Consider the following 15710-nt stretch of genomic DNA (forward strand, 5'->3'; position numbering starts at 1 on the left):
CTGATCTAACTGCGATTTTAACCTAGTTTATCCCTTGGATAAGATCCAACCGATATTGCCCTGTGTATAAATAGCCCTTTTGATCAAAGCTTTTACGCCGGAAGATCCGATCATACTAACACCTTTAGATCTGCCTTAAAGCAATGTTTTAAAAAGCAAATTGAACATTATCAACAGATCTAGCCCTCACTAGTAGTAAGAGTAATAAAAGATCTCTTTAAAAGATCCTTTATATTATTAGAGATCACCCACTTAGATCTTGAGCACTGTTTAATCATTTATCTTCTCTAAATTTCTAGGTAGAATACGCTCCCTTTACAAAGTTTTGCTGGTTGATTAGTAGGATCCCATAAATGATTTTTCACGAACGTTTTGATGTTATTGTTGTAGGTGGTGGGCATGCAGGTACTGAGGCTGCATTAGCATCTGCTCGCATGGGCATGAATACCCTATTGCTAACTCATAATATGGATACTCTTGGTCAAATGTCTTGTAATCCGGCAATTGGCGGTATTGGTAAAGGCCATTTACTTAAAGAGATCGATGCACTTGGTGGTGCAATGGCTCAGGCTATCGATAAAGGTGGTATTCAATTTCGTACTTTAAACTCATCTAAAGGCCCTGCAGTACGTGCTACACGTGCGCAAGCTGACCGTGCTTTGTATAAAGCCGCTATTCAACACACTTTACAACATCAAGAAAATTTAAAGATCTTCCAGCAGTCATGTGACGATCTAATCGTTGAAGGCGATCGAGTAATCGGTGTTGTAACTCAAATGGGTCTTCGTTTTAGTGCGCCTTCAGTGGTTCTTACTGTGGGTACTTTCTTAGGTGGTCAGATCCATATTGGTTTAGAGAACTTCAAAGGGGGTCGTGCTGGTGATCCACCTTCAATTGCACTTGCAGAGCGTTTACGTGAATTACCGTTCCGTGTTGATCGTTTAAAAACAGGCACGCCTCCTCGTATTGATGCGCGTACTGTTGATTTTAGCAAGATGCAAGAACAGCCTGGTGATACTCCTACTCCAGTATTCTCATTTATGGGTAAACAATCGGATCACCCACAGCAGATCCCGTGTTACATCACTTATACAAATGAAAAAACACATGATGTGATCCGTAATAACCTACATCGTTCACCTATGTACTCTGGTGTTATTGAAGGTATTGGTCCACGTTACTGCCCATCAATTGAAGATAAGATCGTACGTTTTGCTGATAAAGATAAACATCAAATCTTTGTTGAGCCAGAAGGCTTAACATCATACGAATTATATCCAAATGGTATCTCGACGAGTTTACCATTTGATGTGCAACTTGAAATTGTGCAATCAATTACTGGCTTTGAAAATGCACATATCTGTCGTCCTGGTTATGCCATTGAGTATGATTTCTTTGATCCACGAGACTTAAAACAATCATTAGAAACTAAGTTTATTAATGGTTTATTCTTCGCAGGCCAGATCAATGGCACAACAGGCTACGAAGAAGCTGGTGCGCAAGGTTTAATTGCTGGTATGAACGCAGCATTACAAGTACAAGGTAAAGAACCTTGGACACCTCGTCGTGATGAAGCATATACAGGTGTACTGATTGATGACTTAGCAACATTAGGTACTAAAGAACCGTACCGTATGTTTACCAGCCGTGCTGAATACCGTTTATTACTTCGTGAAGATAATGCCGACATTCGTTTAACTGCTAAAGGCCGTGAACTTGGCTTAGTTGACGATGCTCGTTGGGCTGCCTTCAACGAAAAAATGGAAATCATTGAAAAAGAAACACAACGCTTAAAAGAAACCTGGATCCATAAAGATCACGTGGCTGTTGATCAAGTAAATGCGTTATTAAAAACACCACTGACTCGTGAAGCGAGCCTTGAAGATCTGATCCGTCGTCCTGAAGTTCGTTATAACGACCTAATGGCGATCGATGGTTTAGGCTCTGAGTTCGATAACCAAGCTGCACTTGAGCAAGTTGAGATCCATACTAAGTACGCAGGCTATATTGCTCGTCAACAAGATGAGATCAATAAGCAGCTACGTCATGAACAAACTGTATTACCAAAAGACTTTGATTATTCAACTGTTTCTGGTTTATCAAATGAGGTTATCGCGAAACTTACTGATAGTCGTCCAGATACAATTGGCCAAGCATCACGTATTTCAGGTATCACCCCTGCAGCTATTTCGCTATTATTAGTCTATCTGAAAAAGCAAGGCTTACTGCGCAAGACTGCGTAGTTGGTGAGGAATACAGTGTTACAACAACAATTAACTTCACTGTTAGCGCAAACTGATATTGCGCTAACAGAAAAGCAGCAACAACAACTTGTACAATATGTTGAATTATTAGACAAGTGGAACAAAGCATATAACTTAACCTCTGTTCGTTTACCTGAAGAAATGATGGTTAAACATATCATGGATAGCTTAGTTGTTGCGCCACACCTTAAAGGCAAACATTACATTGATGTTGGTACGGGTCCTGGTTTACCGGGTATCGTATTAGCCATCGCTTTACCTGATACACAATTTGTATTGTTAGATAGTTTAGGTAAACGCGTGCGCTTTTTGATGCAGGTAAAACATGCACTTGGCCTTGAAAATGTAACCCCAGTGCAGTCTAGAGTTGAAGAATATCAACCAAGTGTTAAATTAGATGGTGTATTAAGTCGTGCATTTGCCTCTTTACAAGATATGGTTGACTGGTGTGCGCACTTGATTGATCATTCAGGTAAATTTATCGCCTTAAAAGGCGTATTTCCGAGCGAAGAACTAGACTCATTACCTAAAGGTATTAAGTTTGATGAAAAAATCAGCTTGGAAGTACCTGAGTTAGATGCGCAAAGACATCTAATCATTCTTTCTAAAGACTAGGGATCAGAGCACTGTGGCAAAAGTCATCGCATTAGCAAACCAAAAAGGTGGTGTTGGTAAAACAACCACCGCTGTGAATCTTGCGGCATCGATGGCCGCGACGAAGCGTAAAGTGTTATTAATCGATCTTGATCCGCAAGGAAACGCTACCATGGGTAGTGGTGTCGATAAATACGGTGATGTTGCGACTATTTACGATTTATTGATTGAAGAAACACCAATCGATGAAGTTATCAATAAAGAAACCTCAGGTGAGTATCACTTAATTGCTGCTAATGGCGATGTGACTGCCGCTGAAGTTAAACTAATGGAATTGTTTGCTCGTGAAGTGCGTTTACGTAATGCGCTTGAACAAATTCAAGACCAATACGATTTCATTTTTATCGACTGCCCGCCTTCACTTAACATGCTCACTGTTAATGCAATGGCTGCCGCAGATTCGATTTTAGTTCCGATGCAATGTGAGTATTATGCCCTTGAAGGTTTAACGGCATTAATGGATACCATTACTCAGCTATCTAAGCTAGTAAATCCAGCGTTAACAATTGAAGGGATTTTGCGCACCATGTATGATCCGCGCAATCGCCTTGCAAATGATGTATCAGAACAACTAAAACAACATTTTGGCGATAAAGTATATCGTACCGTTATCCCACGTAATGTCCGTTTAGCAGAAGCGCCGAGTTTTGGTGCCCCTGCCATGTATTATGACCGTGCATCAAGTGGTGCGAAAGCTTACTTAGCCCTAGCCGGCGAAATGTTACGTAGAAAAGAGAAAACATCTTCAGCAGTAGCCTAACTTCGAGGTAAAAAAATAACATGTCTGCTAAAAAACGCGGTTTAGGCCGAGGACTCGACGCTTTATTAAGTTCATCAAAACCTGCCCCAAGTGCAAATAATCAGCAACAAGCGACTGCAACACAAGAGCAAGTCTCTGAGGTCGTTGCAGAGCAAAGTAAAGGTGAGCTGCAAAAGTTAGCGATTGAGTTTTTACAATCGGGTAAATATCAACCGCGTAAAGACATGTCTGAAGAAGCGCTTGAAGAGTTAGCTAACTCAATACGTGCTCAAGGCATCATTCAGCCGATTGTTGTGCGCCAAATTGGTGCAGAAAAATATGAGATTATCGCCGGTGAGCGTCGTTGGCGTGCTGCTCAACTTGCAAAATTAGATGCTGTTCCATGTATCATCAAAGATGTACCTGATGAAGCGGCCGTTGCTATCGCGCTTATAGAAAATATTCAACGTGAAGATCTAAATGCGATGGAAGAAGCGATTGCGTTAAATCGTTTACTTAACGAATTTGAACTAACTCATCAACAAGTCGCCGAGGCAGTTGGTAAATCTCGTACTACTGTGACTAATTTACTACGCCTAAATAATCTCAATGAAGATGTTAAAATTTTGTTAGAGCATGGCGACATTGAAATGGGTCATGCACGTTGTTTATTAGCACTTGAAGGCGAATCGCAATCAGATGCTGCTCGATTAGCCGTTGCTAAAGCTTTAACTGTTCGTGAAACTGAAAAGCTTGTGCGTTCTATTTTAGAACCAGCCCCAAAGAAAGAAGTGCAAGAAAAAGATCCTGATGTCAAACAGTTAGAACAAAAGCTTGCTGAAAATTTAGGCGCTAAAGTAGAAATAAACTACAATAAAAAAGGCAAAGGCAAACTGGTTATCTCTTATACAACTCTTGATGAGTTAGATGGCATTTTAAGCCGTATAAATTAAGACTATTCCCGTCATTAATTAATAACATGTCCAAAAAGAGACATTTGTGGTGTTTTTGCACTACAAAGGGTCGACTCAAGTTGCAAAACTGGTAGGAATCAGTATAATTTCGCCAGTTTTCATACCCTGACAATTTAACGTTCTAAAGGTTAACAAAACGTGACTAATAGGTTAGCAAAGCCGTATAGGCTTGCCGCATTTAAATTAATTTGTCTTCAGGGTATCGTAGCATTTATCGCTGCAGTAATTGTTTTTATAGGTTGGGGAGTCAATGCCGGCCAGTCAGCGCTTGCTGGCGGAGCTGTTGCACTACTCCCTAATTTTGTATTTGCTGTCTATGCATTCCGTTATATGGGTGCAAGTCGAGTAAATCAAGTGTATGCCTCGCTAAAGCGCGGCAACGGATTAAAATTTATGCTAACAATCGTTTTGTTTGCACTGATACTGAAGTCTTATACGGTCGTTTTATTACCGTTTTTCTGTGTGTATGTATTGGTGTTATTTAGCGGATTGTTTGCGCCCGTTTTTTTTAATCATTAACTTTTGGGATATAACATGGCTGCAGAAGAAGTAACTCTATCAAGCCATATTCAGCACCACTTAACTAACGCTAAGATGTGCTCGACCGACGCTGGTCTTGCCTTCAACAAAGCGTGTGCAGACAGTGGTTTCTGGACATGGAATATAGATACCCTCGCATGGTCAATCGGTTTAGGTCTGGTATTTTTATGGATCTTCCGTGGTGCCGCTAAAAAAGCAAATACCGGTGTACCGGGTAAATTTCAGTGTTTCATTGAAATGATTGTTGAGTTCGTTGGCGACAACGTACGTGACACATACCATGGTAAAAGCGCATTAATCGCTCCATTAGCTCTAACGATTTTCGTTTGGGTGTTCTTAATGAACTTAATGGACTTGATTCCGGTTGATTTCCTACCTGCATTAGCTGGCTTTGTTGGCGAGCAAGCATTTGGTATGGATTCTCACGACGTTTACATGAAGATTGTACCTACAACAGACATCAATATGACTGCTGCACTTGCTATTGGTGTATTCATTCTGATGATCGGTTATGCAATCAAAATCAAAGGGATTGGCGGATTTTTAGCTGAATTAACGCTTCACCCGTTCAGCTCTAAAAACAAGCTAGCGATGGTGTTCTTAATCCCATGTAACTTATTACTAGAAACAATCGCTTTAGTTGCTAAGCCGTTCTCGTTAGCATTGCGTTTATTCGGTAACTTATATGCTGGTGAGTTGATTTTCATCTTGATCGGCGCAGTTGGTTTAATGCAACTACCGTTGCACTTTATTTGGGCTGTATTCCACATCTTAGTAATCGTACTGCAAGCATTCGTATTTATGATGCTTACAATCGTTTACCTAAGCATGGCAAGCTCAGATAATCACTAATTTTTTACACTTTTAAATTTTAACTTTAATTTACAATTGAAACTTTGGAGAAAAAAATGGAACTAATGATTGGTCTTAAGTACATCGCTGTTGCTCTACTTATCGGCTTCGGTGCAATCGGTACTGCTATCGGCTTCGGTAACATGGGTGGTAAATTCCTAGAAGCTTGTGCACGTCAACCTGAGCTTGCACCTTCATTACAAGTTAAGATGTTCATCCTTGCTGGTCTAATCGATGCCGTAGCTATGATCGGTGTTGGTATCGCAATGGTATTGTTGTTCGTACTTTAATATTATTTTTTGAACAGCTTACTATTTTAAGGAGGAGCGGTCGTGAACTTAACAGCCACTCTTATCGGTGAATTAATTGCATTTACGGTTTTCGTACTTTTCTGTATGAAATACGTATGGCCACCACTAAATGGTGCAATTGAAGCTCGCCAGAAGAAAATCGAAGATGGTTTAGCTGCCTCTGATAGAGCCGAAAAAGACTTAGAACTTGCGCAAAAGAAAGCTGCTGAGCAGCTTAAAGAGGCAAAAGCTCAAGCGGCTGATATCATTGAACAAGCTAAAAAGCGTGCCACGCTAATCGTTGACGAAGAAACTGTTCGTGGTCAACAAGAGCGTGAAAAAATTATTGCTCAAGGGCACTCTGAAATCGAAGCAGAGCGTAACCGTGTAACAGAAGAACTACGTAAACAAGTAGCGACGCTGGCCGTGGTTGGTGCTGAGAAGATTTTAGAGCGCGAAATCAATCAAGCCGCACACAGTGACATCGTTGAAAAACTTGTCGCTGAGCTGTAATTAGGAGGGTATGAGCATGTCTGAATTGGCTACTATCGCTCGCCCATACGCTAAAGCGGCTTTTGAACTTGCCGTTGAAAAAGGCACTGTTGAAAGTTGGAACGACATGCTGTTCTTTGCTGGCCATGTTGCCAGCAATGAGCAAGCCGCTGCCGCGCTAGCTGGATTGCCTACTGCTACTGAAAAAGCAGATCTGTTTATCAAGATTTGTGCAGAGCAGCTCAACGAACAAGGTCAGAACCTAATCAAGGTGATGGCTGAAAATGGACGTTTAGTTGCACTGCCTGCTGTTGCAGAGTTATTCGCTGAATTTAAAGCGGACTACGACAAAGAAATCGACGTTGATGTGGTTTCTGCAACACCGCTAGCTGCTGAGCAGCAAGCATCATTGGTAGCGGCACTTGAAAAACGTTTCGCACGCAAAGTTAAGCTGAATTGTAGTGAAGATACTACAGTTGTTGGCGGTCTTATCATTAAGGCGGGTGACACTGTAATTGACGGCTCAGTACGTGGCAAATTAGCCCGCTTAGCTACATCACTACAATCGTAATTGGGAAAAAGAGCATGCAACTTAATTCCACTGAAATTTCAGATCTGATCAAACAACGTATTGAGCAGTTCGAAGTTGTAAGTGAAGCTCGTAACGAAGGTACTATCGTATCTGTTACTGACGGTATCATCCGCATCCACGGTCTTGCTGACTGTATGCAAGGTGAGATGATCGAGCTTCCTGGCAACCGTTATGCTATCGCACTAAACCTTGAGCGTGACTCAGTAGGTGCTGTAGTAATGGGTCCTTACGCTGACCTTAAAGAAGGCGTAAAAGTTAAATCAACTGGTCGTATCCTAGAGGTTCCTGTTGGTCGTGGTCTACTTGGTCGTGTTGTAAACACACTAGGTGCACCTATCGACGGTAAAGGCGCTTTAGATAACGACGGTTTTGAACCTGTTGAGAAAATCGCACCAGGCGTTATCGAACGTCAATCAGTAGATGAGCCAGTACAAACTGGTTATAAATCTATCGATGCGATGATCCCAGTAGGTCGTGGTCAACGTGAGCTTGTTATCGGTGACCGCCAAACTGGTAAAACTGCATTAGCAATCGATGCAATCATCAACCAAAAAGGTACAGGCGTTAAGTGTGTGTACGTTGCAGTTGGTCAAAAAGCATCTACAATCGCTAACGTAGTACGTAAATTAGAAGAGCACGGTGCACTTGAAAACACTATCGTTGTTGTTGCATCTGCTTCTGAATCTGCGGCACTTCAGTACCTAGCACCATTCTCTGGTTGTACTATGGGTGAATACTTCCGTGACCGTGGTGAAGACGCGCTAATCGTATATGATGATTTATCTAAGCAAGCTGTTGCTTACCGTCAAATCTCATTACTACTTAAGCGTCCACCAGGCCGTGAAGCATACCCAGGTGACGTATTCTACCTTCACTCACGTCTTCTAGAGCGTGCATCACGTGTAAACGCTGATTACGTTGAGAAGTTCACTAATGGTGAAGTGAAAGGTAAAACAGGTTCACTGACGGCATTGCCAATCATTGAAACTCAAGGCGGCGACGTTTCTGCGTTCGTACCGACAAACGTTATCTCTATCACCGATGGTCAGATCTTCTTAGAAACTGACTTATTCAACTCAGGTATCCGTCCAGCTGTTAACGCTGGTATCTCGGTATCTCGTGTTGGTGGTGCAGCGCAAACTAAAATCGTTAAGAAACTAGGTGGTGGTATCCGTCTAGCGTTAGCTCAGTACCGTGAATTAGCTGCGTTCTCGCAGTTCGCGTCTGACCTTGACGATGCAACACGTGCTCAATTAGAGCATGGTGAGCGCGTAACAGAGCTAATGAAGCAGAAACAGTACGCACCAATGTCTGTTGCTGAAATGTCTCTGTCGCTATTTGCTGCTGAAAAGGGCTACCTAAAAGACATCGAAATCGCGAAAATCATGGATTTCGAAGCTGGCCTAATTTCTTATGCAAACAGCACATACGCAGAGCTAATGGCTCAAATCAATGAAACTGGTAACTACAACGCTGAGATTGAAGCTCAACTTAAAGAACTTCTAGAGAAGTTCAAGTCGACGCAAACTTGGTAATTTAGTTATGAATGGTGAGCTTTAGGTAACTAAAGCCCACCTGATTCGGAGAGAGAGTCATGGCCAGCGGAAAAGAGATTAAAAGCAAGATCGGGAGTATCAAGAATACTCAGAAGATCACCAGCGCGATGGAAATGGTTGCTGCGTCTAAAATGAAAAAAGCGCAGGAACGTGTGGCGTCAAGCCGTCCATACGCTGAAAACTTACGCCAAGTGATTGGTCGTGTTGCTCAAGCAAATCTTGATTTTACTCACCCTTTCTTAGAAGAGCGTGAAGTAAAACGAGTTGGTTATATTGTTATCTCTACTGACCGTGGTCTATGTGGTGGCTTGAACTCAAACGAGTTCAAAAAAGTTGCCCTAGACGTGAAAGCGTGGAAAGAAAAAGGCGTTGAAGCTGAGTTTACTACTTTAGGTAGCAAAGCAGCTGGCTTTTTCCAACGTTTTGGCGGTAAGTTAGTCGCTAAAAAAGCGAACTTAGGAGATACACCTTCATTACAAGACGTTATTGGTCCTGTAAAGACAATGCTAGATGCATACTCTGAAGGTAAAATTGACCGCTTATACGTAGTATTTAACAAGTTCGTTAATACTATGAAGCAAGAGCCAACAATCGATCAGTTACTCCCTTTGCCAAAAGCTGAAGAAGAAGTATCTCAACATTCTTGGGATTACTTATATGAGCCAAACCCAGATGCGATTTTAGAAGCTCTGTTAGTACGCTTTATTGAGTCTCAAGTATACCAAGGTGTAGTTGAGAACGCTGCCTCTGAACAGGCTGCCCGTATGGTTGCAATGAAAGCTGCAACAGATAACGCAGGCGACCTTATGGATGAGTTACAGCTTGTTTATAACAAGGCTCGTCAAGCTGCAATCACACAAGAAATTAGTGAGATTGTTGGCGGCTCGGCAGCAGTTTAACGCTTCGGCAAAGTTTAATGAGAGGAATAGACATGAGTTTAGGTAAGGTCGTCCAAATTATCGGCGCCGTTGTGGATATCGAATTTCCACAAGACAACGTGCCAGCCGTATATGACGCACTAAAAGTAACAGATGGCGACTTAGCTGGTTTAACTTTAGAAGTTCAACAACAGCTAGGTGGCGGTGTGGTACGTGGTATCGCACTTGGTACTACTGACGGTTTACGTCGTGGTACTGCAGTAGAAGGTACAGGTCAGCCAATCCACGTTCCTGTAGGTACGAAGACACTAGGTCGTATCATGGACGTATTAGGTAACCCTATTGATGAAGCTGGTCCAATTGGTGAAGAAGAGCGTATGTCTATTCACCGTGCAGCACCTTCTTATGAAGAACAATCAAGTTCAGTAGAACTTTTAGAGACTGGTATCAAGGTAATCGACCTTGTATGTCCATTCGCTAAAGGTGGTAAAGTTGGTCTATTCGGTGGTGCCGGTGTTGGTAAAACCGTAAACATGATGGAACTTATCCGTAACATCGCAATCGAGCACAGCGGTTACTCAGTATTCGCAGGTGTTGGTGAGCGTACTCGTGAGGGTAATGACTTCTACCATGAGATGAACGACTCAAACGTACTAGATAAAGTATCTCTAGTATACGGTCAAATGAATGAGCCACCGGGTAACCGTTTACGCGTAGCGTTAACTGGTCTTACTATGGCTGAGAAGTTCCGTGACGAAGGTCGTGACGTACTTTTCTTCGTTGATAACATCTACCGTTATACTCTAGCGGGTACAGAGGTATCAGCACTTCTAGGTCGTATGCCTTCAGCAGTAGGTTACCAACCAACTCTTGCTGAAGAAATGGGTGTACTTCAAGAGCGTATCGCATCTACTAAGACGGGTTCAATCACTTCAATCCAAGCGGTATACGTACCTGCGGATGACTTAACTGACCCATCTCCAGCAACAACGTTTGCTCACTTAGATGCAACAGTAGTACTTTCTCGTGATATCGCTTCACTTGGTATCTACCCTGCGGTAGACCCACTTGATTCATCTTCACGTCAACTTGACCCATTAGTAATCGGTCAAGAGCACTACGATACTGCGCGTGGCGTTCAAACAGTTCTTCAACGTTATAAAGAGCTTAAAGACATCATCGCAATCCTAGGTATGGACGAGCTTTCTGACGAAGATAAGCAAGTTGTATCTCGTGCACGTAAAATCCAGCGTTTCCTATCTCAGCCGTTCTTCGTTGCTGAGGTATTCACAGGCGCGCCTGGTAAATACGTGTCACTTAAAGACACAATTGCTGGCTTCAAAGGTATCTTAAACGGTGAGTTTGATGATATGCCAGAGCAAGCGTTCTACATGGTTGGCTCTATTGAAGAAGCTCAAGAAAAAGCCAAAAGCATGTAATTAGGAGGGTAGTATGGCGGCTATGACTGTACATCTTGACGTAGTAAGCGCAGAAGAGAGCTTGTTCTCTGGTCTGGTTGAATCGATTCAAGTGAGTGGTAGTGAAGGTGACCTTGGTGTTAACTATGGTCACGCTCCATTATTAACTGCCCTAAAACCTGGTATGGTACGTTTAGTTAAGCAATTTGGTCACGAAGACGTGATGTATATTGCTGGCGGTACGCTAGAAGTTCAACCGGATCGCATCACGATTCTTGCAGATACTGCAGTACGTGGTGAAGACCTAGACGAGCAAGCGGCTGAAAAAGCTAAACGTGATGCTGAAGAGCAAATGGCGAATACGTCAACTGCTGAGTTAGATTATCAACAAGCTGCAGTGCAACTTGCTGAAGCAATCGCTCAACTTCGCGTAATTCAACAATTACGTAAAAAGTAAGCCTACTCGGTTTTCAAAAAGCCCACTTAATGTGGGCTTTTTTGTGCCCGAAATTCACGGCTTTCTACCCTACTTAATATTTATACTTATATCCTTCATCAAAGCTCGCTACAATAGTGTAAATTAATAGTGAATAGCTGTTTCATCCAAGGTTCAGTCCAACTCATTAGGATTGCGTATTTACACATGATGTGACTTACACAACTTTGTATGTTTCCCAGAACTCACAAAATATTGCACACCTAAAACAAAGAAAGAAGGATATTGTTTTAATGTCTCTGACTACCGTTATTCTTGCTGCGGGTAAAGGCACTCGTATGCGCTCTGCTCTACCAAAGGTTTTACACAAAGTTGCTGGTAAACCTATGGTGCAGCACGTTATTGATAATGCCACTGCCCTTGGCGCTCGTGAAACGAACCTTGTTTATGGTCATGGCCGTGAACAGCTGCAAGATGCCCTATCGCACAATCAAGTAAACTGGGTATTACAAGAAGAGCAACTAGGTACGGGTCATGCCGTGGCAGTTGCTAAAGAACACATTGCTGATGATGACACTGTATTAATTCTCTATGGTGATGTGCCACTGACAAAACGCGCTACCTTAGAGAAGTTACTCGCGGCGACACCAGAAAAAGGCTTAGCTGTATTAACCGTTACCTTAGATGACCCATCAGGTTATGGTCGTATGATCCGTGAAAATGGCAAGCTAGTGGGTATTATCGAACAAAAAGATGCCTCTGCTGAGCAACTTGCAATTAAAGAAATTAATACCGGTATTATGGCTGCCAATGGTGAGCTACTTAAACGTTGGTTAGGTAACCTATCGAACAACAACGCTCAAGGTGAATACTATTTAACAGATATCGTTGCTATGGCACATAGCGAAGGTGTTGAAATTACTTCTGCACAGCCCGAGCACCCGATGGAAGTCGAAGGCGCAAATAATCGCGTTCAACTTGCAGCTCTTGAACGTGCATACCAAGCATGGCAAGCCGAAGAGCTAATGCTTAATGGCGCTACACTTGCTGATCCTGCGCGTATTGATGTGCGTGGTGAAGTTACTACCGGCGAAGATGTACTAATCGACGTTAATGTTATTTTCGAAGGTAAAGTAACACTAGGTAATAACGTGCAAATTGGCCCTAACTGCGTACTTAAAGATTGTACTGTTGGTGATAACGTTGTAATTAAAGCTAACTCACTTGTTGAAGAAGCGAGTGTTGCTGCTAAATGTACTTTAGGCCCTTATGCTCGCCTTCGCCCTGGTGCGATTATGGAAGAAGACTCGCATATCGGTAACTTTGTTGAGATGAAAAAGACTCGCTTAGGCAAAGGCTCAAAGGCAAATCATCTTACCTACTTAGGTGACACTGAAGTTGGTGAAAAAGTGAATATTGGCGCAGGTACTATTACTTGTAACTATGATGGCGTAAACAAATCAAAAACTATTATCGGTGATAACGCCTTTATCGGTTCAAACTCATCACTAGTCGCACCGGTGAATATTGGCTCAATGGCAACGATTGGCGCAGGTTCTGTTATTACTAATACTGTTGAAGACGATCAGCTTGCAGTAGCTCGTGGCAAACAACGTAATCTAACTGGCTGGAAGCGTCCAACCAAAAAGTAGTGAACTACCCTACTAATTTATAAATAAAAGCGAGTTTATACTCGCTTTTTTTGTGGCTAAATTTTGTTCTCATAAAAGTGCCATATAGTTGTAATGCCTGCGTGTTGTAATTGCCTCAATACAATACCAAGGAAAAATAATAATGTTAAAAAGATCAATTATTGCGCTATCACTTTTAACTATTCTTACAGGTTGCTCGTTAGACGGTGACGACGGCAAAGATGGCCTACAAGGTGAACAAGGTCCTGCAGGTCAAAATGGTACTAACGGAATTGATGGGGAAAATGGCTCCGATGGTACTAACGGAGCTGACGGAGCAAATGGTACAGATGCAAACGCGGCTTTAAGTATAAACCTTATCGGTCGTGCAGTGCTTAACGCAGAAAGTCCGGAAGGTGCAGCAGAGATTGTCGCTTATCAAGCTTCTAAACAACGAATTTTTGCGATCAATAGTTCCGGTGATTCGGCAGTTGTGAATATCATGAAAGCCGATAGCTTTGACCGTGCAGCTTTAGTTAAAGATAACGAAGGGGTTATAAATGGCACTAATTTAACCTCAGAGATTACCCTTGCACTTAATAAGCACAGTGCGGGTGATGCAAACAGTATCGCTATTGATGCTAATAATGAACTTCTTGCAGTTGCAATGGCCGCAGATATTACCGGTGATGAAGGTTTAATCGCATTTTATGATATCAGTGGCGATGAGCCTCTGTTTATTAAGAATGTAACGGTAGGCGCCCTACCCGACATGGTTACTTTTAGCCATGATGGCAATAAGGTACTGGTTGCAAATGAAGGTGAGCCTAATGGTGATTACAGTATTGACCCTGAAGGCTCAATTAGCATTATTAATATCAATGATGGTGTAATTGCAGATACTGCTATTAGCATTACTTTTTCAGCTTATAACGACAAACAAGCAGAGCTTGAAGAGCGAGGGATTGTATTTGCTAACCCGACAGGTCGAACAATCAACGGTAATTTGATTAATACAACCGTGGCTATGGATTTAGAACCTGAATACATCAGCGTTTCGAAAGATAATAAATTTGCCTACGTGTCACTACAAGAAAATAACGCCCTTGCTATCGTCAATCTTGAAGATAATAGCCTAGAGCTTAAAGGCTTAGGTTTTAAAGATTGGTCTAATTTGCTTTTTGATGCATCTGATAAAGACGGTGGGGTTAACTTTAAATCATACCCTGGCCTCTATGGCATGTATCAACCAGATACTATTTCAAGCTTTACCTGGAAAGGTGCTAACTTTATTGTCACAGCGAACGAAGGTGATGCACGAGAGTACTTCTTTGATACAAACGACGAAGCTGATTGCATAGCTAAAGGTGGTCTTGATTATGATAAAGATGACGGTTGTTTATCATATATAGATGAGACAAGAGCTAAAGACTTAACACTAGCAAGCAATTTTGACTACCTGAACAATGACAACAGTGATATTGGCCGTTTAAAAGTGACCACTGTTAAAGGTGATGAAGATAATAATGGCGAATACGAATCACTCTATGCATATGGTGCCCGCTCCTTTACCATCTGGGATAGTAACGGCATGGTAGTTTTTGACTCTGGCGATCAAATTTCACGCATTACTGCATCAGTTCACGGAGCAGCATTCAATAATAACGAAGATGAAAATGACGGTGATAGTCGCTCTGATGACAAAGGTGCAGAACCAGAAGCATTAGCACTCGGTACTATTGGCGAGCGTACATTTGCATTTATTGGTTTAGAGCGTATGGGTGGCATTATGGTGTTTGATATTACTAATCCATACAATGTGACATTCCAAGATTACTTTTTTAATCGTGGTCTAGAAACTGATGCAGATATTACGGGTGATCTTGCCCCTGAAGGTATGGCATTTATACCAGCAGAACAAAGTGCAACGAATGAAGCATTGCTAGTTGTTGGTAATGAAATTTCGGGTTCAATCGCTGTTTGGGAAATTTCTACAAACTAATCCGCCTTATAAAAATAAAAAGCGACATAGCTAATTTAAAGCATGTCGTTTTTTCTATGCCATTTTACCTTCACAAAAATGACTGCTTTTTGAGCTAAAATCCCTTTGTAGCCCTTTATTTGTATGGTTATTGTACTAATTTGAAAATAATCAAAAAAACCTGCAAAAAGTGCTTGCGTTAATTCTTCGCATCCCTATAATGCGCATCCACTGACACGGCGGGCAGCAACGAAAGACGCTGAACAACGTGGCAGAGAGTTAAGTAAAACTTCGGTTTAAAACGGTCTAAAAAGAAAGTTTAAAATTAAGTGTTGACTCGAAAAATTAAGGATGTATTATACGCATCCCTAGCGACAACGTCGCAACGTTCTTTAACAATATAAAGCAATCAT

At 41.9% G+C, this 15710-nt stretch carries 15 protein-coding genes; all 15 read left to right on the forward strand.

Going from position 1 to position 15710, the window contains the following annotated elements:
* The first annotated feature begins 353 nt into the window (after positions 1–353).
* The 15 genes from mnmG to J3455_RS19250 all read left to right on the forward strand — a co-directional run bounded on the left by mnmG (position 354) and on the right by J3455_RS19250 (position 15318).
* Complete coding sequence (gene mnmG, locus J3455_RS19180; protein WP_349562192.1) at positions 354–2243, forward strand: tRNA uridine-5-carboxymethylaminomethyl(34) synthesis enzyme MnmG; 1890 nt, start codon at positions 354–356, stop codon at positions 2241–2243.
* Positions 2244–2258: 15 nt separating this feature from the next.
* Complete coding sequence (rsmG, locus tag J3455_RS19185) at positions 2259–2879, forward strand: 16S rRNA (guanine(527)-N(7))-methyltransferase RsmG (RefSeq protein ID WP_054554802.1); 621 nt, start codon at positions 2259–2261, stop codon at positions 2877–2879.
* Between the two features lie 13 nt (positions 2880–2892).
* Positions 2893–3678, forward strand: coding sequence for a ParA family protein (locus tag J3455_RS19190; protein WP_054554803.1), 786 nt, complete (start codon positions 2893–2895; stop codon positions 3676–3678).
* A 20-nt stretch (positions 3679–3698) separates the two neighbouring features.
* Complete coding sequence (locus J3455_RS19195) at positions 3699–4610, forward strand: ParB/RepB/Spo0J family partition protein (protein WP_349562195.1); 912 nt, start codon at positions 3699–3701, stop codon at positions 4608–4610.
* A gap of 159 nt (positions 4611–4769) precedes the next feature.
* Positions 4770–5150, forward strand: coding sequence for an ATP synthase subunit I (locus J3455_RS19200; RefSeq protein WP_130050135.1), 381 nt, complete (start codon positions 4770–4772; stop codon positions 5148–5150).
* Between the two features lie 15 nt (positions 5151–5165).
* A complete protein-coding gene (gene atpB / locus J3455_RS19205) occupies positions 5166–6023 on the forward strand; it encodes a F0F1 ATP synthase subunit A (RefSeq protein WP_130050136.1) in 858 nt (285 codons plus the stop codon).
* Between the two features lie 56 nt (positions 6024–6079).
* Positions 6080–6313 (forward strand): F0F1 ATP synthase subunit C, encoded by a 234-nt coding sequence (gene atpE / locus J3455_RS19210; protein WP_010561330.1) that lies wholly within the window; start codon positions 6080–6082, stop codon positions 6311–6313.
* A gap of 42 nt (positions 6314–6355) precedes the next feature.
* On the forward strand, positions 6356–6826 hold the full coding sequence (atpF, locus tag J3455_RS19215; protein ID WP_054554807.1) for a F0F1 ATP synthase subunit B: 471 nt from the start codon (positions 6356–6358) through the stop codon (positions 6824–6826).
* A gap of 16 nt (positions 6827–6842) precedes the next feature.
* On the forward strand, positions 6843–7376 hold the full coding sequence (atpH, locus tag J3455_RS19220; RefSeq protein WP_167659027.1) for a F0F1 ATP synthase subunit delta: 534 nt from the start codon (positions 6843–6845) through the stop codon (positions 7374–7376).
* A gap of 14 nt (positions 7377–7390) precedes the next feature.
* The gene (gene atpA, locus J3455_RS19225) at positions 7391–8932 is read left to right on the forward strand and encodes a F0F1 ATP synthase subunit alpha (RefSeq protein ID WP_054554809.1); all 1542 of its coding nucleotides are present in this window, start codon (positions 7391–7393) and stop codon (positions 8930–8932) included.
* A 59-nt stretch (positions 8933–8991) separates the two neighbouring features.
* Complete coding sequence (atpG, locus tag J3455_RS19230) at positions 8992–9852, forward strand: F0F1 ATP synthase subunit gamma (RefSeq protein WP_062568484.1); 861 nt, start codon at positions 8992–8994, stop codon at positions 9850–9852.
* Between the two features lie 32 nt (positions 9853–9884).
* Positions 9885–11270, forward strand: coding sequence for a F0F1 ATP synthase subunit beta (atpD, locus tag J3455_RS19235; protein WP_054554811.1), 1386 nt, complete (start codon positions 9885–9887; stop codon positions 11268–11270).
* Between the two features lie 13 nt (positions 11271–11283).
* Positions 11284–11706 carry a F0F1 ATP synthase subunit epsilon gene (locus J3455_RS19240; RefSeq protein ID WP_054554812.1) on the forward strand — a complete coding sequence of 141 codons (423 nt, stop codon included), beginning with the start codon at positions 11284–11286 and terminating at the stop codon, positions 11704–11706.
* Between the two features lie 272 nt (positions 11707–11978).
* Positions 11979–13337 carry a bifunctional UDP-N-acetylglucosamine diphosphorylase/glucosamine-1-phosphate N-acetyltransferase GlmU gene (glmU, locus tag J3455_RS19245; protein WP_348708731.1) on the forward strand — a complete coding sequence of 453 codons (1359 nt, stop codon included), beginning with the start codon at positions 11979–11981 and terminating at the stop codon, positions 13335–13337.
* A gap of 142 nt (positions 13338–13479) precedes the next feature.
* On the forward strand, positions 13480–15318 hold the full coding sequence (locus J3455_RS19250) for a choice-of-anchor I family protein (protein ID WP_349562202.1): 1839 nt from the start codon (positions 13480–13482) through the stop codon (positions 15316–15318).
* The last annotated feature ends 392 nt before the right edge of the window (positions 15319–15710 follow it).

The organism is Pseudoalteromonas sp. NFXS39 (assembly GCF_040148775.1).
GTDB lineage: Bacteria > Pseudomonadota > Gammaproteobacteria > Enterobacterales > Alteromonadaceae > Pseudoalteromonas > Pseudoalteromonas apostichopi.

What these genes read in the sequence shown, in the direction of transcription:
- mnmG (WP_349562192.1), top strand. Translation starts at nt 354, where the DNA reads ATGATTTTTCACGAACGTTTTGATGTTATTGTTGTAGGTGGTGGGCAT.
- J3455_RS19195 (WP_349562195.1), top strand. Translation starts at nt 3,699, where the DNA reads ATGTCTGCTAAAAAACGCGGTTTAGGCCGAGGACTCGACGCTTTATTA.
- atpB (WP_130050136.1), top strand. Translation starts at nt 5,166, where the DNA reads ATGGCTGCAGAAGAAGTAACTCTATCAAGCCATATTCAGCACCACTTA.
- atpE (WP_010561330.1), top strand. Translation starts at nt 6,080, where the DNA reads ATGGAACTAATGATTGGTCTTAAGTACATCGCTGTTGCTCTACTTATC.
- atpH (WP_167659027.1), top strand. Translation starts at nt 6,843, where the DNA reads ATGTCTGAATTGGCTACTATCGCTCGCCCATACGCTAAAGCGGCTTTT.
- atpA (WP_054554809.1), top strand. Translation starts at nt 7,391, where the DNA reads ATGCAACTTAATTCCACTGAAATTTCAGATCTGATCAAACAACGTATT.
- atpG (WP_062568484.1), top strand. Translation starts at nt 8,992, where the DNA reads ATGGCCAGCGGAAAAGAGATTAAAAGCAAGATCGGGAGTATCAAGAAT.
- atpD (WP_054554811.1), top strand. Translation starts at nt 9,885, where the DNA reads ATGAGTTTAGGTAAGGTCGTCCAAATTATCGGCGCCGTTGTGGATATC.
- J3455_RS19240 (WP_054554812.1), top strand. Translation starts at nt 11,284, where the DNA reads ATGGCGGCTATGACTGTACATCTTGACGTAGTAAGCGCAGAAGAGAGC.
- glmU (WP_348708731.1), top strand. Translation starts at nt 11,979, where the DNA reads ATGTCTCTGACTACCGTTATTCTTGCTGCGGGTAAAGGCACTCGTATG.
- J3455_RS19250 (WP_349562202.1), top strand. Translation starts at nt 13,480, where the DNA reads ATGTTAAAAAGATCAATTATTGCGCTATCACTTTTAACTATTCTTACA.